Raw genomic sequence first — 23,451 nt, forward strand, 5'->3', positions numbered from 1 at the left:
CTTTATACTCAATAATTGTATTAATTCTCCACTTTCACAATTGCCATTTTCCCGTTATATGGCTTAGTTCCTTTTGCTTCCAGTGCTTTTGTCGCTTCTGACAGTCCGTCGAATTTCTCATAATAAATGTAATACTTACTTGTCGTTACATTGTAGAAGAAATTAACATCCGAACGTCCTGCTGCAACTGCTTTAGCGAGGAACTGATCGCGTTTTTCAACGCTGCTGTGAACTGCAATAATTAAATAATATCCACCATCAGCATTTTTAATATTCTTAATAATCTGCATATTTGACTGGTCTTCACCAAAATCAAAATCGCTTGCTGTTAGAGGTGTACTGCTTAATTTTGTTGTTTCTTTAATACGTTTAAGAGCGGCAACATCTTGTGCATATCGGCCCTGATCATTCTCATAAGCCGCACGTTTGATTCGACGTTTTTTCTCAATTTCAGTCTCGGCCTTGATACGTTCTAAATTAGAAAGTAATGTTGCACTATCCTGTTCCATTTTCAATTGTGCTGCTTTTAACTCGTTTATCTTTTCGAGATAAGCTTTGTTCAAAGCATCGTTTTTATTAGGAACTTTTTTAAGCCTTTCATTGTAAAGATTGGTCAACTTCTCAATTTCATCTTTCTGTGCTTTATTTACTTCAGCAAGTTGTGATTTTAAAGCTTCAAGCTGACTGTTCTCAGCCGCCACACTTTTGAAAGGTTTTGGTTCTTTATAAATTCCTTTTTCACTTAAATCATTCTCTTCTCTTAAGTCGTTCAAGTCTCTTTGTTTACTTGCCACTGTTGTATTAAACTGTGCCAATAAATCTTTCTGTATTTTACTTGCACTCTCGATAGACTGAGATAAATTATCTATTGCTTTTGCGGTATCATCTTTTGGTGCTGAAGCTGCTTTTGCCAGTGCATCGGCTGCAAGTTTAGCCTGAAGAGCCTCTGCATCTGCTTTCGCTTTAGCATCTGCTGCTAATTTTGCCTGACGGGCTTCTTCTGCTAATTGTAACTGTCTTGTTTCTTCCTCAGCCTTTAATCTTTCTGTCGCTTCCGCATCAGCTTTCGCTTTTTGATCTGCCAATAATTTAGCTTGTGCAGCTTCCATATCAGCTTTTGCTTTTGCATCTGCAGCTAATTTCGCCTGAAGGGCTTCCGCATCCGCTTTAGCTTTAGCATCGGCAGCCAACTTCGCCTGAAGAGCCTGAGCATCCGCTTTGGCTTTTGCATCAGCAGCTAACTTCGCCTGAAGGGCTTCCACATCCGCTTTCGCTTTTGCATCTGCTGCTAACTTCGCCTGAAGGGCTTCCGCATCTGCTTTGGCTTTAGCATCTGCAGCTAATTTCGCCTGAAGGGCTTCCGCATCCGCTTTAGCTTTAGCATCGGCAGCCAACTTCGCCTGAAGAGCCTGGGCATCCGCTTTGGCTTTAGCATCAGCAGCTAACTTCGCCTGAAGGGCTTCCGCATCTGCTTTGGCTTTAGCATCTGCAGCTAATTTCGCCTGAAGGGCTTCCGCATCCGCTTTAGCTTTAGCATCGGCAGCCAACTTCGCCTGGAGAGCTTCTACATCGGCTTTCGCTTTAGCATCTGCTGCTAACTTCGCCTGTAGGGCTTCTGCATCGGCTTTCGCTTTAGCATCTGCTGCTAACTTCGCCTGTAGGGCTTCAGCATCCGCTTTAGCTTTAGCATCGGCAGCCAACTTCGCTTGAAGAGCCTGGGCATCCGCTTTGGCTTTAGCATCAGCAGCTAACTTCGCCTGAAGGGCTTCAGCATCTGCTTTTGCTTTTGCATCAGCAGCTAATTTTGCCAAACGAGCTTCTTCCACTTCCTGTAATTGTTTTGCTTCTGCATCGGCTTTCGCTTTCGCAGTTGCTTCTGCATCCGCTTTTACCTTCGCATCCGCAAGTAATTTAGCTTGTAAAGCTTCCATATCAGCTTTTGCTTTTGCATCTGCAGCTAATTTCGCCTGAAGAGCTTCCGCATCCGCTTTGGCTTTAGCATCCGCAGCCAACTTCGCCTGAAGAGCTTCTGCATCGGCTTTCGCTTTAGCATCAGCAGCTAATTTTGCCTGAAGAGCTTCTGCATCGGCTTTCGCTTTAGCATCAGCAGCCAACTTCGCTTTAAGTGCTTCTGCATCGGCTTTCGCTTTAGCATCCGCAGCTAATTTTGCCTGAAGTGCTTCCGCATCCGCTTTAGCTTTAGCATCCGCAGCTAATTTTGCCTGAAGAGCTTCCGCATCGGCTTTAGCTTTAGCATCCGCAGCCAACTTCGCTTGAAGTGCTTCTGCATCGGCTTTCGCTTTAGCATCCGCAGCTAATTTTGCCTGAAGTGCTTCTGCATCGGCTTTAGCTTTAGCATCCGCAGCCAACTTCGCCTGAAGTGCTTCTGCATCGGCTTTCGCTTTAGCATCCGCAGCTAATTTTGCCTGAAGTGCTTCCGCATCCGCTTTGGCTTTTGCATCCGCAGCTAATTTTGCCTGAAGAGCTTCCGCATCGGCCTTTGCTTTAGCATCAGCAGCCAACTTCGCTTTAAGAGCTTCAGCATCGGCTTTCGCTTTTGCATCAGCAGCAATTCTGGCTTGTCTTGCTTCTTCATCTGCTTTGGCTTTAGCTTCAACAGCTTGTTTTTCTTTTAAGGCAGCTTCTTCAGCGGCTTTAGCTTTCGCATCAGCAGCTAATTTTGCTTTATTCGCAGCATCTATACTTGCCTTTGTTTTTGCAGCAGCAGCAGCAGCCGCTTTCGCTTCAGCAGCCAGTCTCGCCTGAAGCGCATCTGAATCTGCTTTCGCTTTTGCATCCGCAGCTAAAATTGATTGTAAGTCTGCAGCTTCTGCTTTCGCTTTTGCATCGGCTTTACGTTTTGCTTCTGCAGCATCAGCCTTAGCTTTTGCATCTGCTGCGAGTTTTATTTTCAGAGCTTCCGCATCGGCTTTTGCTTTTTCAGCGGCAGCTAATTTTGCTTTTGCAGCGGCTTCCGCATCAGCTTTTGCTTTGTCAGCAGCTAATTGAACCTGTGTTTTTTGTGGCGCTGCTACTGGTTTATTCACTGCCGCAGTTTTTGCTTTAGCAGCTTCCGCATCGGCCTTTGCTTTAGCATCTGCAGCTAATTTCAATTTCATTGCCTCGGCATCAGCTTTGGCTTTATCAGCAGCCAGTTGTGCCTGTGTTTTTTGTGGCGTCGCTGCAGGCTTATTTGCATTAGCAGCATTCGCTCTTGCTGCTGCCGCTGCATCTACTCTCGCTTTATTATCAGCAGCTAATTTTATCCTACGGGCTTCAGCATCGGCTCTTACCTTATCTGCAGCCAACTGCGCCTGTGTTTTTTGTTCTGCAGCAACAGCTCTGTTTGCCGTTGCAGTTTGCGTTCTCGTCGCTGCTGCAGCATCGGCTTTTGCTTTTGCGTCAGCGGCTATTTTTATCTTAAGTGCCTCGGCATCAGCTTTGGCTTTATTGTCTGCTTCTAATTTTGCTTTTGCTGCTGCTGCGGCATCAGCCTTCACTTTTTCGGCTGCAGCAAGTCTCACTTTTAGCGCTTCTGCATCGGCTTTAGCCTTAGCATCAGCAGCCAGTCTCGCTTTTTCTGCACCATCAGTTCTCTCAGCAGTTGTCGCTGATGATGGTTTAGCCAATACCGGTTTTGGTTTAGCCGGATCTATTAAAGAGCCTTCTTCATCATCACCATAGTAATAGTTTTTATTCTTAAATTTATAAGCAATTGTAAATTCATGAGAACCTCCCATATTGGTAAAATTTCCCATGCCTTTTTCATAGTTGTATTCAAATGCGATACTTGGAGAGATATTAAACCCAAGACCGGCAGAAATCCCATATAATGTATTGTATCCAGCTTGAGCCCAAACTCCTTTTGGAATCGCAATCATTGCAAGTCCGGAAATTACTGTCTTACCTTTTTTAACTTCTGTTTTTACAATTCCTGAAAATTTACTTCTGTCAAAAAAACCAAAACTGTCAATGTATCCTGTATACATGGCATGCAACTGAATCGCTCTTTCAGGATCTTCTTTTACAATTCCGCCACCGAAATTATAAAGGATCAGATTGTTTACCGCTAATCCAAAATCAAGGAACTCTGTTCCGTAATTTACTCCCGGATTAACTGTAAGCAATGTGTTTGATGGATAGTCTCCCATTAAAATATTTGGATCATTTGATATGATTTTTCCTTTATTTAATGTGCTTTGGTAAACTCCAACATTTAAACCAAAAGTTAAATTACTGTCTTGCTCTAAAACGATGTTATGCGCAAAGTTTCCGATTCCTCCAAAGACCGTCATTAAACCATAATTTTGCTGAAACAGACCAAAAGCAAAAGCTTCATTCTCTCTGAAACGGCCTGAATAATTGGCTAAATAGGTGTTTGGTGCATTCTCAAACTGTACCCATTGTCTTTTATTATAAAAACTGGCATAAGCATTTGTTTCACGAACAAAGCTAAAAGCCGGGTTAATTAAATATCGATTAAACTTTAAAGAATTTCTAATAGGCAACGAAAACGAAACAACTCCATCCTCATTTTTGTCCTGAGAATAGAGTGTATTTGAAAAACCGTAAAATAGCGTGATGAATAGTAAAATTTTCTTCATATTACCTTATTACAGTTATTGATCCTTTTTTTTCACCATTGTCGGATTTAATGACATAGTAATATACCGGATTAACATTTTTAAAATCTTTTATAAACGTATTGGTTTCAGGATTATAATCACTGCCTAAACCTTCATACATAATTTCACCATTAGAACTCATGACTATTATTTTCGTCTGGACTGTTTTATAAACATCCGGAATATTCCAATAGGGATTCTGGAGACTTACAACATTAGGAATCACTGTCGTCGAAGCCATTGGTCCCGTAACTTTAAAACTAAACTCCTGAGAAGAAATACAGCCCGATGCCTGAGAAATTTTAACTTTATAATTACCCGGAATAGATACAACATAAGAACTTGATGTTGCACTTGCAATTGCGTTTCCATTTAAAAACCATTCAAAAGTAGGATTTGAAGCATCTGTTGTAACCGAAACATTCAGAGTCTCCCCCTCGTTTATTGAAGTGGTTTCCGGCGCGTCTATACTCGCATTAAAGCTATTACTTTTCAGATCGATAGTTCCTGTAGCACTACATCCGCCAAAATCAACCTGTACCGTATAAACTCCCGATGCATTTGCATTAATACTACGCGTAGTGGCACCAGAAATTATCGCTCCGTCTTTCTTCCATACATAAGTATTTCCAGATGTTGCTGTTAAAACAGTTCCTGATCCGGATGCACAAAATGGGTTTCCTAAACTAGAGCTAATAGTCACTGCCGATCCTCCCGATCCTGATGTGGTTACATCAACACGATTAGAACTAAAATTTACATCAGAACATAAACCATAGTCAATTTCGGCATAATATTTTCCGGCAGTATTTACAATCAAATCTTTAGAACTTTGTCCGGCAATTACTGCACCATCTTTGTACCATTTGTATTTTAGATTGGCGTAATTAGCAGGTGACGAAGCCTGATCAGAAGGGGTAGGATTATAAACGGAAAGGGTAAGATTTCCGCCAGCACAAAAAGACGCTGTTGGCTGTTTTTCGTTAATATAAAACGAACTTACATAAGTACTGTAATAAACAGAAAAGGTTGTATTACCAACGGCGTTCTTAAATCTTGGGCTATTTACTACAGGTGTAGTATTTAAGCTCTTAACGCGCAAGCTGTATACATCTGATCCTTTTAGATTAGTAGGAACCGCAAATTTAATGGTCTGTTGTTTTAAAGCAGTGTCATCTGTAACCGCAAGTGTTGTAGTAGCAGTTGGGTTTGTAAAACTTCCAGTCTCATCAGAAAGTTCTACGGCAAAAGTTGTCCCAGCGGGAAAATCCACGTAGCTGAAAGTTGCAAAATATTCATTAAACACAACGCCATTGACAATAAAACCAGCGCAGATTCTCTCAAAGGGAAGCTGCTGTGGTCCTATGACTGGCGTTTGGGCATATGAATTTAATTTAGTTAAAACAACTAAAGAAAACAAAAGCACTATTTTGGTAAAATTTGGGGTAATTTTTTGAATCATATAGTGCGTGTTCTTGCTAAATCTATGTCTTCAAAAAAGAGGATATCAATAAATGTTTCAGAAAAATCGTACTTATAGTTCTCGATAATATCTTTTGCAAGAACTGAAAAAGAACCGGTTAAAAACGAATTTTCTTTGCATTCTGAATTCTGATCTTTCCCTTCAGCTGCCATAGAAAGGCTATCCTTGGGGATGGATAGCCCTGCTAATAACTGATTAGAATTATCTAATTCGCCGATACATACTTGATCAGCATTTTTTATCTTTTGGTTCTCACAGCCTCTGATTTCGCTTATTGCTTCGGTAGAAGTAGGTCGTTCTACTGTGGTATTTTGAGCATATAAACTAAGCGAAATAGGGAAAACCAAAAATATTATATATATAAAATATTTTTTTCTAGATGGTGCCATTATGTCTTGATCTTTATTTGTCCGGTATTAAGACGAATACATAAATTGTGTCTGGGGACTTTATTAATAAAATTTACGCTGAAATAAAAATCGAAATCTATTATCTGTTGCTGCTAGACGCTGTAATTTTTCCTAATTGTAATCTGAAATCCGGTTTCTTAGGATTGAAAATATCAATGAAAGTCTCTCTGTTGTTACTTTGAGAATACACATTGAAAAATACACTATTTCCGTACCAGCTTTCTAAATCTTCATTGTTTGAGTTGTACTCTGTAAAGATATTTCCGTTACATAGGTTAAAGTACATTTCTTCAAATTTGATTTTCTTAAGATTAGCATCATTAATTTCTGTTTTACTGTCTAATAAAACAGCTGGGTTAAATCCGGAAATTACACTACGCTTCATTTCAAGAGAAGCATTTTCAGCTACAAAAACAGCTTCTTTTACTAATCCTGACTGAATATCAGCTTTGATGTTTTCGCTGTCATTAAGCATAGTAATATTAGTTGCAACAACTAAAGTTTGTTTTTTAGTAAAATCTGTTTCACTTTTCTTTTCGAATGATTTTACCTCCATACAACGAGAACCGTCTTTATTACTTGATAAATAAGAAGATCTTACTGCTAATGAATTGTACAAACGACATTGTACACCCTGAGTAAATTTGTAATCGTCATTGATTGATTTATAAGATACAAATTTAGTAGCGTTTACATCACCTCCAAAAAAGGCAAATGAGTCACCACCAGAGTAGCTTACCATAACGTTGTCAAGTACTGTTTTAGATCCAACACCGGCAAAAGTTATACCGTTGAAAGTGTCTACACCTTTTACTTTTTTACCTGCAAATTCAACTCTTACGAATCTTAAAATTCCTGAATTAGCGGCAGCATTATCACCACCGTAAGTCGTTAAACTAGGATCAAGATCTAGGTTGTAAGAACCAACATTTCCAAATTTATTGATTGGTGCATCACCAAGAATTACGATTCCACCCCAGTCTCCAGCTTTTTTCTGGCTACGGTTTGAAGTAAATACGATCGGGTCAGTCTCTAAACCATCGGCCATAATTTGGGCACCTTTTGTAACAACAAGAGTTCCTTTTGTTTCAAAATCACCAATAATTAAAGTTCCTGGTTCAATAGTTAAAACTGCATTGTTCGTCACATAAACATTGCCTTGCAGTACATAAATATTCTTTTTCAGCAATTTAGTATTAACAGAAATATTTCCTGCTAAAATTTGGTTTGCTTCTCCATACTCTACTTTGTTAGGCTTAAATTCGGTCCAGTTGTTCAACCAATTGTTGTAGCCCATAATTCCTTTCTCTTGTTGAGCACTCATACTCGTAACTGTCAAAAGAACGCAGATCATTTGAGTAATTTTTTTCATGATAAGGGGGTATTACAGTTAATAATAAATTTGGGTATGCGTAAATGAAAAAACTCGTCTCGAATTTTCTGATAATACTCAGAACTTTTCGAGAGAGTTGTTTTTTATTTCTTTTCTAAAACATCTATATAAATTTAATCATCTATATAAACATTGACAAAAAAAGTTTTAAAAATTATAAATATTACATTTCGTTCAATTCGTTGAACTCGTGTAAAGATTTCAATGTGCTTTCGTAGAATAAAATTGCAGCGATTAAGTTTCCTTTATCAGAATACGGCATCATCTTTCTTTGAAATTCTACTGTTGTATCTAAAAATGTTGTTGTACCAACAGCCTGTCCATCTAACACTTTTTTGTGTTCGTTATCGTCCGGAATACCTAGATCGGCCATTGTAACTCCCGGTTTTGTTACCAAAGCAATGTAAGGAAGAGTTTTTACTAAAACTTTAATACGCTCGATGTACAATTCTAAAAGTTCTCCTTTTTGCATACCACTCAATTCTTTTTGATCATGGTATTTGCGAATAATCGCAGTTGTACTGATTATACTTCTTGGAGCATTTTTCGCCTGAGCCGAAATGGCACCAGTCGTCATAAAAAAAAGTGCACTTAATAAAATAATTTTCCCTTTCATAGATTCTTAGTTTATAATTGGTTGTTCATAAAAACAAAAATATAGAAATTAACTTAAACTGCAACTTTATTGATTTCTTTTTTCAAAAAAAAAGCTTAAAAAAAGCTTAAAAACCAGCGTTATGTCGAGAAAATGTGCGTTTTAACGAGGTTTTAGTTAAAATTGACCCAATCGTAAAGGGTAAGATATTGGCTATAAAAATAAAACTTCAGGTTATACTATGTAATCAAAAAAAGCTTTCGTTAATCGTTTAAAGCAAAAAACTATTAACAAAAAAGTCTTAATATCTCCACATGTTGCCCTGTTTATTAACAAAACTTGGTTAACAAACATCAAAAAAACAGTCCGAAATCTTCATGATTATTAGAAATGTCACGGTATGGATAAACTTTTGAGCTAAAATTTTTGACTACATCATTTTCTTCTATCTTTGCTTCATGCAATTTTCTCAAATTTTAGGTCAGGATTACATCAAAAGTCACTTGATAAAAAGTGCAGCTTCCGGACGAATTCCGCATGCACAACTATTCATTGGGCCGGAAGGAAGTGGCACATTATCAACCGCAATTGCCTACGCACAATATATTTTATGCAACAACACAGGAGACGAAAACTCAAACGGAAATGATTCCTGCAATTTAAAATTTCAAAATCTCTCTCATCCCGACTTGCATTTTATTTATCCGACAGTGACCACTGAGGATGTCAAAACAAAACCCAAAAGTTTAGATTTTATTCAGGACTGGCGAACTTTTATACAGGAAATGCCTTATGGAGGTTTGTTTGACTGGTACAAAGTACTTGGTGTTCAAAACAAACAAGGAGAAATTCGAGTTGAAGATGCACAAGAAGTTTTGAAATCATTTTCATTAAAATCATACGAAGGCGGTTACAAAATTATGATTATCTGGATGGCCGATAAAATGAATATTGCCGCCTCCAACAAACTTTTGAAATTACTCGAAGAACCTTCAGACAAGACTATTTTCATTCTCATTTCTGAAAACGAAGAAGATATTATTCAAACCATCCGCTCCCGTTGTCAGGTTATTCATTTTAACGGGCTTCCCGAAAAAGTAATAGCAGAAGCTTTGGTTTCTAAAGAAAACATCGACGAAAAATTAGCTTTTAAAATTGCACATCAGGCACAGGGAAATTTTAGTAAGGCCTTACATCTTTTAAAAGAAGATGATTCGGAGTTACCTTTCGAACAATGGTTCGTCAATTGGGTTCGTGCTGCGTTTAGAGCGAAAGGAAATGCAGCTGCTATTCAGGATTTAATTTCCTGGAGTGAAGAAATTGCCGGTCTGGGACGTGAAAGTCAGAAAAAATTCATCCAGTTTTGCATGGAAATGTTTCGACAAGCCTTGCTGCTCAACTATCAGGCTCCTACTCTTGTGTACATCGAACCAAAAGTAGATAAATTCAAACTCGAAAATTTTGCCCCTTTTGTCAACGGAAACAATATTCACGAAATTTTCAAAGAACTTTCAGATGCGATGTATCACATCGAAAGGAACGGAAATGCAAAAATAATTCTAACCGACTTATCTATAAAACTGACTCGTTTAATCCACAAAAAATAGTTATCAAATGAATAATGTTGCCTCCATTTTACTATTAGCATTTTTAGCTTTAACCTTCTTACAGTCCGGATACGAAAAAATATTTTACTGGAAAGACAATGTCGAGTGGCTTAAAGGACATTTTGCCAAAACAAGACTTAAAAACCAAATACCGCTTGCCCTGCTTCATCTTTTAATTATGGAATTAATCTCCGGAATTTTATGTGTTGTTGGAGCGATACAACTGCTCACCGATAGTGGTCGGGAATTTGGTTTATACGGAGCTATATTTTCATGTATCACATTGTTAATGATGCTTTTCGGACAGCGATTAGCCAAAGATTATGACGGTGCAAGAACCATAGTTATCTATTTTATTCCGGCAATAATAGCGGTTTACTGGTTGAACTAATCTGACATAATCGTACCTAAAAAATAAAATTAAATCGTCACAGATTCAACATTCGTAAAACAAAATTGAATTGAAATCAAAAAATAAAGTTGTGGCAAAAAATAAAATTTACAGTAAAAAAATGAATGCAAAACACCCATCAGAGTCCCTTACAATCTTAACCGATTTAGTTTTACCAAGTGAAACAAATCCTTTAAACAACCTTTTTGGTGGCGAATTATTAGCCCGAATGGATCGTGCCGCAAGTATTGCAGCCCGTAGACATTCCCGCCGAATTGTAGTTACAGCCTCTGTAAATCACGTGGCTTTTAACAGAGCCATTTCGTTAGGAAGTGTTGTAACGGTTGAAGCAAAAGTTTCAAGATCTTTCAAAAGTTCGATGGAAGTTTTCATTGATGTTTGGGTAGAAGACCGCGAATCCGGTAACAGAACCAAAGCCAACGAAGCCATCTACACTTTTGTAGCCGTAGACGATACCGGCAGACCTGTAGAAGTACCTGCTATATTGCCTGAAACTGAACTTGAAATACAGCGTTTTGATGCTGCTTTGCGTCGTAAACAACTTAGTTTAGTATTAGCCGGGAAGCTAAATCCTTCCGATGCCACAGAATTAAAGGCTTTATTCTTGTAGTACAAATTGTGACAATTTGGAACAATCAAACTTCGAAAAAAGAACTATTTTTACAAAATATAAGCCTGACTAATAAAGATCAAGAAGTTAGTATCTTCTTTAAATTTATTTAAAAGAAAAAAATAACAATTTAGACATTTAAGAAAAGATGAGTTCAGACAAAGAAGCCAAATTAAAAGCGTTACAACTAACGCTTGATAAACTTGACAAAACCTACGGAAAAGGAACCGTAATGAAAATGGGCGACAGAGCCATTGTGGAGGTAGAAACGATTTCTTCTGGCTCACTTGGCGTTGATTTAGCCCTTGGAGTAAATGGATATCCAAAAGGAAGAATTATTGAAATATATGGTCCTGAATCATCTGGTAAGACCACTCTAACATTGCATGCAATAGCTGAAGCTCAAAAAGCCGGCGGAATAGCTGCTTTTATAGATGCTGAACATGCCTTCGACAGAAATTATGCCGAAAAATTGGGTGTCGATATCGAAAACTTAATCATCTCGCAACCTGATAACGGAGAACAAGCGCTGGAAATTGCCGAAAATTTAATTCGCTCAGGAGCAATTGATATTGTGGTAATTGACTCTGTTGCTGCATTGACTCCAAAAAGTGAAATCGAAGGTGAAATGGGAGATTCTAAAATGGGTCTTCATGCACGTTTAATGTCACAAGCATTAAGAAAGCTTACCGGAACCATCAGCAAAACAAACTGTACCGTTTTCTTCATCAACCAGTTGAGAGAAAAAATTGGTGTAATGTTTGGTAATCCTGAGACCACAACAGGAGGTAATGCCCTAAAATTCTACGCTTCGGTGCGTTTAGATATTCGTCGTTCTTCGCAAATTAAAGACGGTGAAAATGTAATTGGAAACAGAACCAAAGTTAAAATTGTAAAAAACAAAGTTGCTCCGCCTTTCAAAACTGCCGAATTTGATATCATGTACGGAGAAGGAGTTTCTAAAACAGGTGAGATTCTGGATCTTGCTGTTGAATTTGAAATCGTTAAAAAAGCAGGTTCCTGGTTTAGTTATGGCGACACCAAATTAGGACAAGGTCGCGATGCTGTAAAAGCCTTAATCAAAGATAATCCGGAATTAGCGGATGAACTAGAGATTAAAATCAAAGCACATATCAAAGAATTAGCAGACGCTTAAAAGTATTAAAAGCATTTACAATCAATACTTTATATACAACCCGATCGTTCCCAAAAGATGATCGGGTTTTTTATTTAAAAAAATATGCATTTACTGACGCAACCATTCCGGAACCGAACCATCTTATCAAGAGATAAAAGATTTGACTGGTACATAGCCAAAAGTATCTGATCAAAGGTTTTTCTTTAAATTTGGTTGGTTTGTTCAATAAAAATCCGTTAGTTTTTTGGTTCTAACGGGTTTTTATTTTTTTTTCAACTTTTCACGCAACCTTTTTCATTTTTTACGCTCTATAATAGTATGTCGTTAACTTGAGTTTTGTTAAACTCTTTAGTATCAACCCAAAATATTTTAACCATGAAAGAGAAAATAGAAGTGTTGTACAACAAAAACCGTAAAAAAACCAAATTGAAATTGAGAAAAGTATTGCGTTTTATTTCTGAAAAAATAATTCATAGATAGTCATTATTGAATATAAAATGGAGTAATTTTAATTCAAAAGAAAACCCGGCAATATTCAAAATTTTGCCGGGTTTTATCCTTAAAATAAGTTACTACTCTTTGTTTTTAAACTTCAGTAAATCTTTATAAATCATCTGTCTCACCTGATCCCGCAGTTCTTTTCTATGGTCAGACGTCAATCCGTCTGTAGAAACAAAAGGAAGTACCTTTGCACGCATTTTTCCGGGACTTCCACTTAAAAAAGTATAAGAAAATCTTTCCTTGTTATCTGCAAAAACAATCGGAACTATCGGAATCTGGTGCTCGATCGCCAGACGAAAAGCACCGTCCTTAAACTCATCCAGTAAAATAGATTCATCGTCAGGAACTCCGCCTTCAGGAAAAATACAAATACTAAGCCCTTGATTTAACCTCTTTTGTGCTCTTTTAAAAACCTCATTTTTACTTTTCGAAGAACTTCGATCAACCAAAATACAGGTTCTCTTATAGAAAAATCCAAACAAAGGAATCTTTGAAAGCTCTTTCTTTCCAACAAAAACAAACGGATTTTTAACAAGAACCAGCATTAGCATAATATCGGTCATCGAAGTATGATTGGCCACGATCATATAACTCTTATTTCGAACCAGCTTCTCTTCACGCTCGACTTTATAATAAAAACCCATCCCGAAAAGGATAAATTTAGCCCAAATGCGGGCCATTTTAAAAAAATAGGGGTAACCCTTCTCTGACGCTATAGAAACTAGCAAAAACGGCAGCATAATCAATATCGGAATGGCCATTAAAATATAAAACCATACACGCCATAAAACCCAAAAAATAATTTTTAATCCTTTCATGGTTTCAAATGTAATAAATCAGAAATGAATTTGGATTTTTAGCTCCTTAGAATTTTTAAATGTTACTCTTTTCTCCAAAATAAAACTTAAAATCAATGAGATGTTTGATAAACTTTGCCCACTTTGTAAAAAACTTTGCGACCTTTGCGGTTAAAAAAAAATAAACTTGCAATCTTTGTGATTGAAAGATTAAGAAAAAACGAGAATGGCAAAAATACTTACCGGTGTTCAGAGTACTGGAACGCCACACTTAGGCAATTTATTGGGAGCAATTATTCCTGCAATCGAATTATCAAACAATCCGGCAAATGAATCATTTTTATTTATTGCTGATTTACATTCGATTACACAAATTAAAGACGGTAAAACTCTTAGAGAAAATACATACAGCACTGCTGCCGCCTGGCTAGCCTGTGGTCTAAATCCTGATAAAGTAACCTTCTACAGACAATCTGATGTGGTACAAACGACAGAATTAACCTGGTATTTAAGTTGCTTTTTTCCTTTTCAGCGTCTGACTTTGGCACATTCGTTTAAAGATAAAGCGGATCGTTTAGACGATGTTAACGCCGGACTTTTTACGTATCCGATGTTAATGGCTGCCGATATTTTATTGTATGATGCTGAATTTGTTCCGGTTGGTAAAGATCAATTGCAACATTTAGAAATCACTCGTGATGTCGCTGCGCGTTTCAACCATCAAATGGGAGAAACCTTTGTAATTCCGGAAGCTAAAATTCAGGAAGACGGCAAACTGATTCCGGGAACAAACGGTGGAAAAATGAGTAAATCAGCCAATAATCTTATCAACATTTTCCTTGACGATAAAACAATTCGCAAACAGGTCATGAGTATTGAAACAGACAGTACTCCACTCGAAGAGCCTAAAAACCCGGATACCTGTAATGCTTTTGCCATTTATTCCTTGCTGGCAACCGAAGCGCAAATCGCCGAAATGAGAGCCAACTATTTAGGAGGAAACTATGGATACGGTCACGCCAAACAGGCTTTGTTTGAACTGATTATAGAAAAGTTTAAAACCGAAAGAGAACGATATACGTACTACATGAACAACCTTGAAGAAGTAGATGCTTTACTGAAAAAAGGAGCATCAAAAGCTTCCGTAATTGCTGATGGTGTTTTAGCCAAAGTAAGAGAAGTTCTTGGATTTAGTAAATAAACATCAAAACCGACGGGTTTTAAAAACCCGTCAGGTTTAATTCAGATTAAACGGCCTCAAACAACTTTCCGGGCAATGGCCGAATGACTCCTTTCAGTTCCATGTTTAAGAGAATTCCCGAAATTTTATAAATAGGAAAATCACACTGCAGCGCAATAATATCAAGCAATTCTTTACCGTTTTTTAGCAGAAAATCATACACCTTTTGCTCCTCTGTTTCCAACTGAATAAAGAGCTGTTTTTGAACCGGTTTTGTCTTTGTTTCCACATTCCAATTCAGCATATAAACCAGATCTGCGGCACTCGTTAACACATTGGCACGTTGCGTTTTAATAAGATTATTGCACCCCTGACTGTATTTGTCCGTCACCCGTCCGGGAACGGCAAAAACATCGCGATTGTAATCATTGGCAAGATTTGCGGTAATCAGTGAACCACCTTTTTCAGCCGATTCTATTACAACCGTAGCTTCACTCATACCTGCTACAATACGGTTTCTGCGTACAAAATTTTCTTTATCGGGATTTGATGTACTCCAAAACTCGGTTATAAAACCACCATTTTCTTCTATTGGAACAATGAACTTTTTATGCGATTTTGGATAAATCTGATTTAAACCATGTGCCAGAACTCCAATAGTTTGCAGATTAAAATCCATCGCCCGCTGATGCGCTACAATATCAACACCATAGGCAAAACCGCTAACGATTACCGGATCGAGAGGTGCCAGTTCTTCTATTAAATTTCGGCAAAACTCTGTTCCATAAGAGGTAATCTGTCGCGTTCCCACAATACTAATTATTCTTTTATTTGCTAAATTTATGTTTCCCGAGGTAAAAATCAGAACAGGAGAATCAATACAATGTTTTAAGCGTTCCGGATAGCCATCATCTTTAAAAAAAGACACTTTAACCCCACTAAATTTCATAAATTCCATTTCCTGATTCGCTTTTTCGAAAACCGATTTATCCTTAAAATTCTTTAATAAAACAGATCCAACACCATCAATAACAGACATTTGACTCCCCTTACTTTTAAAAACAGCCTCTGCACTGCCAAAATAATTAAGCAGCTTTTTAGCCATTATATCTCCAACTCCATCGACTTTTAATAAGGCTAATAAATAGAATAAATCCTGATCTGACATCCGTGTAAAATATTATGTAAAATAAGAAAAATTAAAACCTAAAATTTGAAGTACAAATATCATAAAAAGAAAGTCTAATCCTGTTAAATTTAAATATAAATATTATTTCAAATCATACACGACTTAAATACTTCATTTTAACTATTTGAAAAAGAATTGTCTATAAAAATAAAGCAATTGTTAATAAAAATTGTGAATAACATTTTGATAAGTATTCTGTAGTTGTAACTTTGTTACTATGAAAATCGAAAATTACATAGCACAGTTACTGTATCGTTATCAGTGTGTAACGGTTCCAGGGTTTGGAGCATTTTTAACAGAAATTCAATCGGCAAAGCTGAATGAAAGCACAAATTCTTTCTTTCCACCGACAAAAATGATCTCTTTCAACAGTCATCTAAAAAACAATGATGGATTATTGGCAAATCATATCGCACAGGCAGAAAAAACTTCTTATGGTTTTGCAGTAAGTGCCATTGCTTTTGAAGTCGTAAGCTGGAAAAAAACACTAGAAGAAAATGGTGTTGTAACACTTAAAAATATTGGCGAAATTCGATATAATGCTGATCAGAAAATGGTATTCACCCCTAATGATCAGACCAATTTCCTAACAAGTTCCTTTGGACTTAGTCCATTTGTTTCTCCACTTGTTAAAAAAGAGAATTTCGAGCGAAAAATAGAGGAAATTTCGGAAGGAGATGCAATTTCACTATACGAAAATGAAGAAGGAAGAACAACAAATCCACTTTTGAAATATGCTGCGATACTAGTCTTAGGACTTGGAATTACAGGAAGTATTGGATATCCTTTATATCAAAATCAAATCGCCGCCAAAACACTTGTTGTAGAAAGCAGTGTACAGAAAAAAGTAGAAAACAAAATTCAGGAAGCGACTTTCTTTATCCAGAACCCTATGCCTGCTGTAACACTCTCAGTCGATACAACAAATGTAGAAACGGCTGCAGAAAAAACAATGCCTTACCACATTATGGCCGGTGCATACAGAAGTGAAAAAAATGCCAGAAAAGCTTATAATCAATTAATAAAAGATGGTTACGAAGCCAGAATGCTAGGCGAAAACAAACACGGATTATTCCCAGTTCTGTACGGTAGCTATGCAACAATGGCGGAAGCTGAAAAAGCACAAAAAGAAATACAAAAAGGAGAAAATCCGGATGCCTGGATTCTCGTACAACCTTTATAAAACTAAAAAAGCCCATTCTTCTGAATGGGCTTTTTTAGTTCGCTATTATTTCTGCATCCTGCGAAAGAATTACTTTCTTCCCTTTATATATTTTGAGTCTTGCCGGAGGAGAATTCTTTTCGCCCAAAACGATAATGGCACACTCATAAACATTCCCATCCTTTTTAAATTCATACTGGTGATTGCCGCCAATACCTTCAACGACTAAAACTCCACCATTAATCACTAAATCAGGCTTTTCAGTCATTTCCTTTTGAATGGACCATGATGCATATCGATAGTTATTAAAACCTAAATGATCGATTCTAATTTTAAATTTAGAAGTCGCCAGAATACAAATTGGATCCTGAAAAAAAGCAATACTAGGATCCAGGTTTTTCTTTTGCGACGCAATTAACTTGTTTTTAAGTTCTATTTCCGCTTTCGATTGATAATTCACTGCCGTTAACCGACCCTCGGTATCAAGCCAAATCTTGCCATGAATTAACATAATCCCGCGCAAACCCATATCATTCCAGCCATTTGTGGGCGTCGATTTTATAATTTCATTTTTTAACGTAGCATCAAAAATTTCAGAATATCGTTTTATAAAATCTGCTTTATTTGCAATATCAGCTATAGGATATTCTCGCTCTAACGGATAAACTACTGCATCAGCAATGGCTTCTTTCTTATCATTTTTGACATTTTCAATGAACTTTTTAACCCGTTTCTGATAATCGATGTCCGAATCCTGGGCAACAATAAAACCGCTACAAAAAAATAATACTACTAAAAATAAATTGCTTCTTCTCATCTCAAATATTTTTAATTAATTATTAATCCGACAATTACAATCAAATATAGCTAATTTATACTAGTTGTAATCAATTTGAAACTGGGATATAAAACAAAAAATCCCATTCGAAAAAATGGGATTTTGTTTAACGTGGAACAACTTTAGCGTCCTGATTAAGGATTTCTTTTCCTTTTTGATAAATGGTTAAATTAGCTGGTGGTGAATCTTTTGTACCTAAAACCGTAATATAACACTGGTACAAGTAATTTCCTTTTTTAAAATCGTAATGGTGATTACCTCCTGTTCCATCATGAAACCATTTTCCGTTGGTAATGATTAAATCCGGTTTTTCGCTCATCGATTGATTTATCGACCACGAGGCATATCTGTAATTATCATTTCCCAAGTCATCAATTCGAACCCTAAATTTAGACGTTTCTAAAATAATTTCCGGTGCTTTAAACTCTGCAATCGATGAGTGAAGTTTACTTTTTTCAGAAGCTATCAGTTTGTTTTTAAGATCACTCTCCACTTTTGACTGATAACTTATAGAGAAAACTTTTCCGTCAATATCCATCCACAAAGTACCCTGATTTAGCATTATGCCACGCCAGCCCATTTCTGACCAATTTTTTACCGCATCCGATTGTGAAATTTCGGCTTTCAGTTTAGCATCAAAAATTTCAGTATATCTTTTTACAAACTCTGCTTTATTCTTGATAGACGGAATTGGATTATCTCTTCTTAAAGGATATTTAATAACCTCTGCTACAGCCTCTTTTCTATCATTTTTTACATTATCAATAAATTTTTTAACAAACTTCTGATATTCGGGCCTCAAGTCCTGACCTGACGTATTTTGAATCGTAATCCCTATGAAGAGAACGTATAGTAACTTTTTCATAATCTCTATTTTACATAATGTTTTTATAGTAGATTCCAAAATTTTATCAGAACCTTCAAATTCCACAATCTAACAATCTAACAATCTAACAATCTAACAATCTAACAATCTAACAATCTAACAATCTAACAATCTAACAATCTAACAATCTAACAATCTAACAATCTAACAATCTAACAATCAGTTAATGCTTGCTTTAAACATCTTCAACTCATCCCACGTAAATTCATCACCATACTTTTCTTTTAGCGGACTTAAAGATTCTTCGCTATAAAACTCAAAAGCTTCACGCAAGGCCAGGATTTTATCATACGGTAAAACATCTGATATCTCGACTTTTTTAGCCTGAATTAGTTTAACCAAATGCATTTCAACTGTTTGCACTGTAAGTTTACGAATTCGGGCAATATCCTGAATCGAATTTTTCTCCAGCCACAAATCATGGGTTTCTTCGATGGTTGTTTTCTTTTCGGCCTTTGGTGTGCTTTTATCTAATTTGCGTGCCGTATAACGAACTGTAGGTTCATCAGATTTAAAAATATCAGTATTCGACATATTAAATTCCTCGCGGATCTTTGCAACCTTGTCAAATTTGTAGTTTTTAATCGCTGTAGACGACAATTTCTCTTTACAGATGGTTTCACCTGCCACGACAATTTCTATGAGCAATTTGGCCTTCATTAAACGTAAAACAGCTTTTGTCTGTAAATCGTCCAAAAAAGTCAGTTCTTCGTAAAACTCTTTCACTTTTTTGAATTTCTGAATTTCGGCCATTTTATTCAAAAGATCCGTAACCAGTTTGTCCATTGGTTTAAAAAAGTAATCATAAGCTGCCACTACCCTTTCCTGTACAAAAAAGAGATCGACAGTATCTTTATTGAAAATTTTATTAAGCTGATTAACGAATTTTTGTGCTGGATCAGTTAGTCCGTCAATAGTTTCCAAACGTTTATGAGCCCAGACGGCATGCTTCGATTTTTCTGATCCGGCAGCATTTTCGTTGTAACTGAAACGATGATTACGCCATTCTTGCGCCAAATCGCTCCAGTTAAAACTGCTAATCAAATAGTTATGAATGAAATTTTTAGTTTCAAAATGCAAAGAATGTTTTAAAACTTCTTCTGTTGCTTTGTTCAAAGCATAATCCATCACATCCTGATCGTTCGAAATACCATTCATTTGCAGCGGAGACAACAAAATAAGCCCGTTTAAGGACGTTAAACGTGATAATGCTACATAGGCTTGTCCGGGTAAAAAAACTTGCGATACATCGAGCGCAGCTTTCTCAAAAGTTAAACCCTGACTTTTATGCACCGTAATTGCCCATGCCAGCTTAAGTGGATAATGTGCAAATGTCCCCAAAACTTCTTCTTCAACTTCTTTGGTGAGATCGTTTACTTTGTATCGGATATTTTTCCATTCGTATTTTTCAACTTCAATGGTTTTATCCTCCTCAGGAAAATGTATGAATATTTCTTCGGCCGAAAGTGACTTTACAACGCCCATTTTTCCGTTGAAATAACGCTTTTCAAAAGACAAATCATTTTTGACAAACATAACCTGAGCACCCACTTTAAGTTTCAAATTTTCCTCAACCGGAAAAATTTTCTCCGGAAAATCGCCCACAATAAACGGCTGATAAGCGAATTCATTTCCGGCTAAATCGCCAATTGCCTGCTCGTTAATCGAATCGGCTTTGGCATTGTGCGTGGTAAGCGTAATATATCCGGGATTATTTTTTAAGTCAAAATCAGGTTTCACATATTCATTTAAAACCTGAATATCCTGAGGCGTAATCTGATTGTTTCGAAGATTATTCAAAACCGAAATAAAAGTATCATCTGACTGACGATAAATCTTTGATAATTCAATATATAACGGCGGATATTGCTGAATTACATGCGAATGAAAAAAGAATTTTCCTTTGTAATAATTGCGCAAAGTTCGCCATTCTTCATCTCTGATAACCGGCGGAAGCTGTAACAAATCGCCAATAAAAAGTACCTGAACACCTCCAAAAGCACGCGTATTTTTACGTACCGTCTGCATCATAAAATCAATTGCATCCAACAGATCAGCGCGTAACATACTGACTTCATCGATAATCAAAAGCTCCATATTCCTGATTACGTCACGCTTCACATTATTCATTTTGAAATGTCTTCTAAGCGTTTCCTTATTCTCAAATTTAACCGTATCTGTAAACTGAGAAGCCTCTGCATAAGAGGGAATAAAAGCCGAAAACGGCAACTGAAACATAGAATGAATCGTAACACCTCCTGCATTCAAAGCTGCAATTCCGGTTGGAGCCACAACCACAGTATTTTTATGCGTAGTGGCAATAATTTCACGCAGAAGTGTAGTCTTCCCGGTCCCAGCTTTACCGGTCAGGAAAATAGATTTTTGCGTTTGATTGATGAATTGTAAAGTATAAGCTGCTGCTTCTGAAACGTTTTGCATTAGGCGTAAATTGAGAGCTAAAAGTATCGTATTTTTATAAAAGAAAAAACCTAAATCTTGACAGATTTAGGTTTTTAAATTTAGCTAGTTAGTCTGGTATTATTTTTTAGCTTCCTCTTTTACAGCTGGTTTTTCTTCTGTTTTTGGAGTCGCTTTATACTTGTCATTCAAAGCTTTAACGATGTCTTTTGTGATATCGAATTTCTCTTCAGCATACAAAATTGAAGCAGCGTCTCCAGTACCATAGATATAAGAATAACCATTTTTCTTACCGTATTCTTTGATGAATTTCTTCACTCCACTTACCAAAGAATCCATTTCAACACCGCTTTCCTGTTGCAATTGTTGAGACAAAGCTTGTTGTGCATAACCCAATTGTTGTTCTCTTTTTTGTAATTCAGCACCTCTTTGTTGTGCCCACGCCTGACCGTTTGCTTGTGCCTGACTTTGAAAATTAGCAGCGTCTTGTTTAAAACGTGTAATCTCAGCTTGTAGTTGTCTTCCTTTTTCCTCTGCCTGAGCTTTGTATTTAGCTTCAAGGTCTTTTGCTTCAGTGTATTCTTTCATTAAAACTGAAGTATCTACGTAAGCTGTTTTTACTTCCTTAACTTCCGCAGTTTTGTCACTACATGAAACAGCGAAAATTGAAAGTGCGATAATTACTAATGCTTTTTTCATTTTTTTAAATCTCTATTTTTTTTATTGTATTGAATGAAGACAAAAATATAAAAAAATAAATAGCATCAAACTAAAGTTTAAAAAATGCTATAATTTTATGATATTACTTTTATTTATTGAGGAGATTTTTACCATAAAATATCATTATTAAAAATGACTTTCACAGCCTTTTTTTAAGGCGATTTCTCAAAAACAACAACACAAATACTCACCTTTCATTAGAAACCCTCTTAAACAAGCTTATTTTAAGTTTCAGGGTAATTTAAAGCGTAAATCTGTTAAGAATTGTTCTTTTTTACCGTTGCGCTTCATCTGATCGCAAAACCATAAAATTAATCCAGTCAAAAAAAATTATTTTTCAATTTTTGCATTCACAAAACAAAACTTAACAAAAAAATGAAGCACTTTTCTAAAACCTCGAATTTCTAAAAAGAAATAACAAAATTTCTAAAAAAATGCTCCATTTTTACTGCATTAATTTTATTTATCGACTGGTATTTTACCATAAAAGATCACTATCAAAAGTGGCTTTCATAGCTTTTATTTAAGGCGATTTCTTAAAAAAGACGACACAAACCTTCATGTTTCCTTAGAAAATGCCTTAAATACGCTTATTTTACGTTTTAGCTGTTTTTTAAGACATAAATGTGCGATGAATACTCTTTTGTTCCCGATGCTTTTAAATTTGATCGCAAACCAATAAAAAAGGCCTTAATGAAATTCATTTTTCCCGTTTTGTATTTTTCAGATAAAAGACTAACATAAAATGAATCGAATTTCATCGGAAGCACTTTTTCTAATTTCATCTCTACTTTTCCAAAAAGAGACTGAATGGCTTTTTTTGAGAAATGCCAAAAGTGAATGGGCACATCATAAGCTGCCCAAAATTCATTGTAATATTTTGCATCAAACGATTTGAAATTTGGAACCGCAACAATTAAAGTTCCAGTTGGTTTTAATAAACGTTTTAATTCCTGAATTTGTAATTCTAAATTTGGCACATGTTCTAAAACATGCCACATGGTAATGACATCAAAAGAATTATTTTCTAGAGCATCAATTCCGTTTACAAAAGAAATTCCTTTTTCTATTGCAATATTTTTTGCTCTCTCGCTTGGTTCCACTCCAACAGTTTCCCAACCATCATTTTTTGCTGTCAACAAAAAATCTCCGGTTCCGGCACCAATATCTAAAATCCTTCCTTTTGGAGATTGTTCACCATTAATCAAATTCAGCTTATTTTTTAAAGCAATACTTTTTACAAAGTGATACGCTTTTTCAAACAAAGATCTTTTATTGTCAGTATGGGAAATATAATCTTCGCTTTCATAATATCTTCCAAGATTTTCTAAATCGGGTTGTGGAGAAGTAATTAACATATCTAAAGTTTCATCGTAATACAGATCAAAAATTTCTTTAGATACAGAATGGTCTTTTACAGTAAGAAAATGTTTTTTGTTTAAAACGTTCATTTTTAATTATAGGTTTTTAATAGAATTTGGCAACGC

At 36.3% G+C, this 23,451-nt stretch carries 18 protein-coding genes; 6 read left to right on the forward strand and 12 right to left on the reverse strand.

Annotated elements, in window-relative coordinates:
- Positions 1 to 20: 20 nt before the first annotated feature.
- The 5 genes from OLM58_RS07220 to OLM58_RS07240 form a co-directional block, all read right to left on the reverse strand.
- Positions 21 to 4,604, reverse strand: a complete 4,584-nt coding sequence (locus tag OLM58_RS07220) for a type IX secretion system membrane protein PorP/SprF (RefSeq protein ID WP_264531767.1) — start codon at positions 4,602 to 4,604, stop codon at positions 21 to 23.
- 1 nt (position 4,605) lies between these two features.
- Positions 4,606 to 6,087: a gliding motility protein SprC gene (gene sprC / locus OLM58_RS07225; RefSeq protein ID WP_264531768.1), complete on the reverse strand. Its 1,482-nt coding sequence runs from the start codon at positions 6,085 to 6,087 to the stop codon at positions 4,606 to 4,608.
- A complete protein-coding gene (locus OLM58_RS07230; RefSeq protein WP_089076124.1) occupies positions 6,084 to 6,497 on the reverse strand; it encodes a hypothetical protein in 414 nt (137 codons plus the stop codon). The genes sprC and OLM58_RS07230 overlap by 4 nt, the downstream gene beginning before the upstream one ends.
- A gap of 100 nt (positions 6,498 to 6,597) precedes the next feature.
- Positions 6,598 to 7,890 (reverse strand): hypothetical protein, encoded by a 1,293-nt coding sequence (locus OLM58_RS07235; protein WP_017495776.1) that lies wholly within the window; start codon positions 7,888 to 7,890, stop codon positions 6,598 to 6,600.
- A 184-nt stretch (positions 7,891 to 8,074) separates the two neighbouring features.
- Positions 8,075 to 8,527, reverse strand: coding sequence for a hypothetical protein (locus OLM58_RS07240; RefSeq protein WP_017495775.1), 453 nt, complete (start codon positions 8,525 to 8,527; stop codon positions 8,075 to 8,077).
- Between the two features lie 437 nt (positions 8,528 to 8,964).
- Between OLM58_RS07240 and OLM58_RS07245 the strand changes: the two genes are divergently transcribed.
- The 4 genes from OLM58_RS07245 (at position 8,965) to recA (ending at position 12,291) form a co-directional block, all read left to right on the forward strand.
- Positions 8,965 to 10,113, forward strand: coding sequence for an ATP-binding protein (locus OLM58_RS07245; RefSeq protein ID WP_089076125.1), 1,149 nt, complete (start codon positions 8,965 to 8,967; stop codon positions 10,111 to 10,113).
- Positions 10,114 to 10,120: 7 nt separating this feature from the next.
- Positions 10,121 to 10,504 (forward strand): DoxX family protein, encoded by a 384-nt coding sequence (locus OLM58_RS07250; protein WP_264531769.1) that lies wholly within the window; start codon positions 10,121 to 10,123, stop codon positions 10,502 to 10,504.
- A gap of 121 nt (positions 10,505 to 10,625) precedes the next feature.
- Positions 10,626 to 11,135 carry an acyl-CoA thioesterase gene (locus tag OLM58_RS07255; protein WP_026109914.1) on the forward strand — a complete coding sequence of 170 codons (510 nt, stop codon included), beginning with the start codon at positions 10,626 to 10,628 and terminating at the stop codon, positions 11,133 to 11,135.
- Between the two features lie 148 nt (positions 11,136 to 11,283).
- Entirely contained in the window at positions 11,284 to 12,291 is a 1,008-nt protein-coding gene (gene recA / locus OLM58_RS07260; protein ID WP_017495770.1) for a recombinase RecA, read from the forward strand.
- Between the two features lie 554 nt (positions 12,292 to 12,845).
- Here recA and OLM58_RS07265 read toward each other — a convergent pair.
- Positions 12,846 to 13,592 carry a lysophospholipid acyltransferase family protein gene (locus OLM58_RS07265; RefSeq protein ID WP_264531770.1) on the reverse strand — a complete coding sequence of 249 codons (747 nt, stop codon included), beginning with the start codon at positions 13,590 to 13,592 and terminating at the stop codon, positions 12,846 to 12,848.
- Between the two features lie 205 nt (positions 13,593 to 13,797).
- Between OLM58_RS07265 and trpS the strand changes: the two genes are divergently transcribed.
- Positions 13,798 to 14,772, forward strand: coding sequence for a tryptophan--tRNA ligase (gene trpS / locus OLM58_RS07270; RefSeq protein WP_264531771.1), 975 nt, complete (start codon positions 13,798 to 13,800; stop codon positions 14,770 to 14,772).
- Positions 14,773 to 14,818: 46 nt separating this feature from the next.
- On the opposite strand, the gene dprA is transcribed toward trpS, so the two are convergent.
- Positions 14,819 to 15,919: a DNA-processing protein DprA gene (gene dprA, locus OLM58_RS07275; protein ID WP_264531772.1), complete on the reverse strand. Its 1,101-nt coding sequence runs from the start codon at positions 15,917 to 15,919 to the stop codon at positions 14,819 to 14,821.
- A 238-nt stretch (positions 15,920 to 16,157) separates the two neighbouring features.
- Between dprA and OLM58_RS07280 the strand changes: the two genes are divergently transcribed.
- Entirely contained in the window at positions 16,158 to 17,123 is a 966-nt protein-coding gene (locus OLM58_RS07280) for an SPOR domain-containing protein (RefSeq protein WP_264531773.1), read from the forward strand.
- Positions 17,124 to 17,157: 34 nt separating this feature from the next.
- On the opposite strand, the gene OLM58_RS07285 is transcribed toward OLM58_RS07280, so the two are convergent.
- The 5 genes from OLM58_RS07285 to OLM58_RS07305 all read right to left on the reverse strand — a co-directional run bounded on the left by OLM58_RS07285 (position 17,158) and on the right by OLM58_RS07305 (position 23,415).
- A complete protein-coding gene (locus OLM58_RS07285; protein ID WP_264531774.1) occupies positions 17,158 to 17,919 on the reverse strand; it encodes a hypothetical protein in 762 nt (253 codons plus the stop codon).
- A 127-nt stretch (positions 17,920 to 18,046) separates the two neighbouring features.
- Entirely contained in the window at positions 18,047 to 18,805 is a 759-nt protein-coding gene (locus tag OLM58_RS07290; RefSeq protein WP_264531775.1) for a hypothetical protein, read from the reverse strand.
- A gap of 180 nt (positions 18,806 to 18,985) precedes the next feature.
- The gene (locus tag OLM58_RS07295; protein WP_264531776.1) at positions 18,986 to 21,265 is read right to left on the reverse strand and encodes a helix-turn-helix domain-containing protein; all 2,280 of its coding nucleotides are present in this window, start codon (positions 21,263 to 21,265) and stop codon (positions 18,986 to 18,988) included.
- A 99-nt stretch (positions 21,266 to 21,364) separates the two neighbouring features.
- Entirely contained in the window at positions 21,365 to 21,943 is a 579-nt protein-coding gene (locus OLM58_RS07300; protein WP_017495761.1) for an OmpH family outer membrane protein, read from the reverse strand.
- Positions 21,944 to 22,566: 623 nt separating this feature from the next.
- Positions 22,567 to 23,415, reverse strand: a complete 849-nt coding sequence (locus tag OLM58_RS07305; protein WP_264531777.1) for a class I SAM-dependent methyltransferase — start codon at positions 23,413 to 23,415, stop codon at positions 22,567 to 22,569.
- Positions 23,416 to 23,451: the final 36 nt, after the last annotated feature.

This window comes from Flavobacterium sp. N502540, assembly GCF_025947365.1.
GTDB lineage: Bacteria > Bacteroidota > Bacteroidia > Flavobacteriales > Flavobacteriaceae > Flavobacterium.

Bases quoted from the DNA above. Each gene is read 5' to 3' on its own strand.
- OLM58_RS07250 (WP_264531769.1), top strand. From the start codon at position 10,121: ATGAATAATGTTGCCTCCATTTTACTATTAGCATTTTTAGCTTTAACC.
- OLM58_RS07255 (WP_026109914.1), top strand. From the start codon at position 10,626: ATGAATGCAAAACACCCATCAGAGTCCCTTACAATCTTAACCGATTTA.
- recA (WP_017495770.1), top strand. From the start codon at position 11,284: ATGAGTTCAGACAAAGAAGCCAAATTAAAAGCGTTACAACTAACGCTT.
- OLM58_RS07290 (WP_264531775.1), bottom strand. From the start codon at position 18,805: ATGAAAAAGTTACTATACGTTCTCTTCATAGGGATTACGATTCAAAAT.
- OLM58_RS07235 (WP_017495776.1), bottom strand. From the start codon at position 7,890: ATGAAAAAAATTACTCAAATGATCTGCGTTCTTTTGACAGTTACGAGT.
- OLM58_RS07300 (WP_017495761.1), bottom strand. From the start codon at position 21,943: ATGAAAAAAGCATTAGTAATTATCGCACTTTCAATTTTCGCTGTTTCA.
- dprA (WP_264531772.1), bottom strand. From the start codon at position 15,919: ATGTCAGATCAGGATTTATTCTATTTATTAGCCTTATTAAAAGTCGAT.
- OLM58_RS07220 (WP_264531767.1), bottom strand. From the start codon at position 4,604: ATGAAGAAAATTTTACTATTCATCACGCTATTTTACGGTTTTTCAAAT.
- OLM58_RS07305 (WP_264531777.1), bottom strand. From the start codon at position 23,415: ATGAACGTTTTAAACAAAAAACATTTTCTTACTGTAAAAGACCATTCT.
- OLM58_RS07280 (WP_264531773.1), top strand. From the start codon at position 16,158: ATGAAAATCGAAAATTACATAGCACAGTTACTGTATCGTTATCAGTGT.
- OLM58_RS07245 (WP_089076125.1), top strand. From the start codon at position 8,965: ATGCAATTTTCTCAAATTTTAGGTCAGGATTACATCAAAAGTCACTTG.
- OLM58_RS07265 (WP_264531770.1), bottom strand. From the start codon at position 13,592: ATGAAAGGATTAAAAATTATTTTTTGGGTTTTATGGCGTGTATGGTTT.
- OLM58_RS07240 (WP_017495775.1), bottom strand. From the start codon at position 8,527: ATGAAAGGGAAAATTATTTTATTAAGTGCACTTTTTTTTATGACGACT.
- OLM58_RS07230 (WP_089076124.1), bottom strand. From the start codon at position 6,497: ATGGCACCATCTAGAAAAAAATATTTTATATATATAATATTTTTGGTT.
- OLM58_RS07285 (WP_264531774.1), bottom strand. From the start codon at position 17,919: ATGAGAAGAAGCAATTTATTTTTAGTAGTATTATTTTTTTGTAGCGGT.
- trpS (WP_264531771.1), top strand. From the start codon at position 13,798: ATGGCAAAAATACTTACCGGTGTTCAGAGTACTGGAACGCCACACTTA.
- sprC (WP_264531768.1), bottom strand. From the start codon at position 6,087: ATGATTCAAAAAATTACCCCAAATTTTACCAAAATAGTGCTTTTGTTT.
- OLM58_RS07295 (WP_264531776.1), bottom strand. From the start codon at position 21,265: ATGCAAAACGTTTCAGAAGCAGCAGCTTATACTTTACAATTCATCAAT.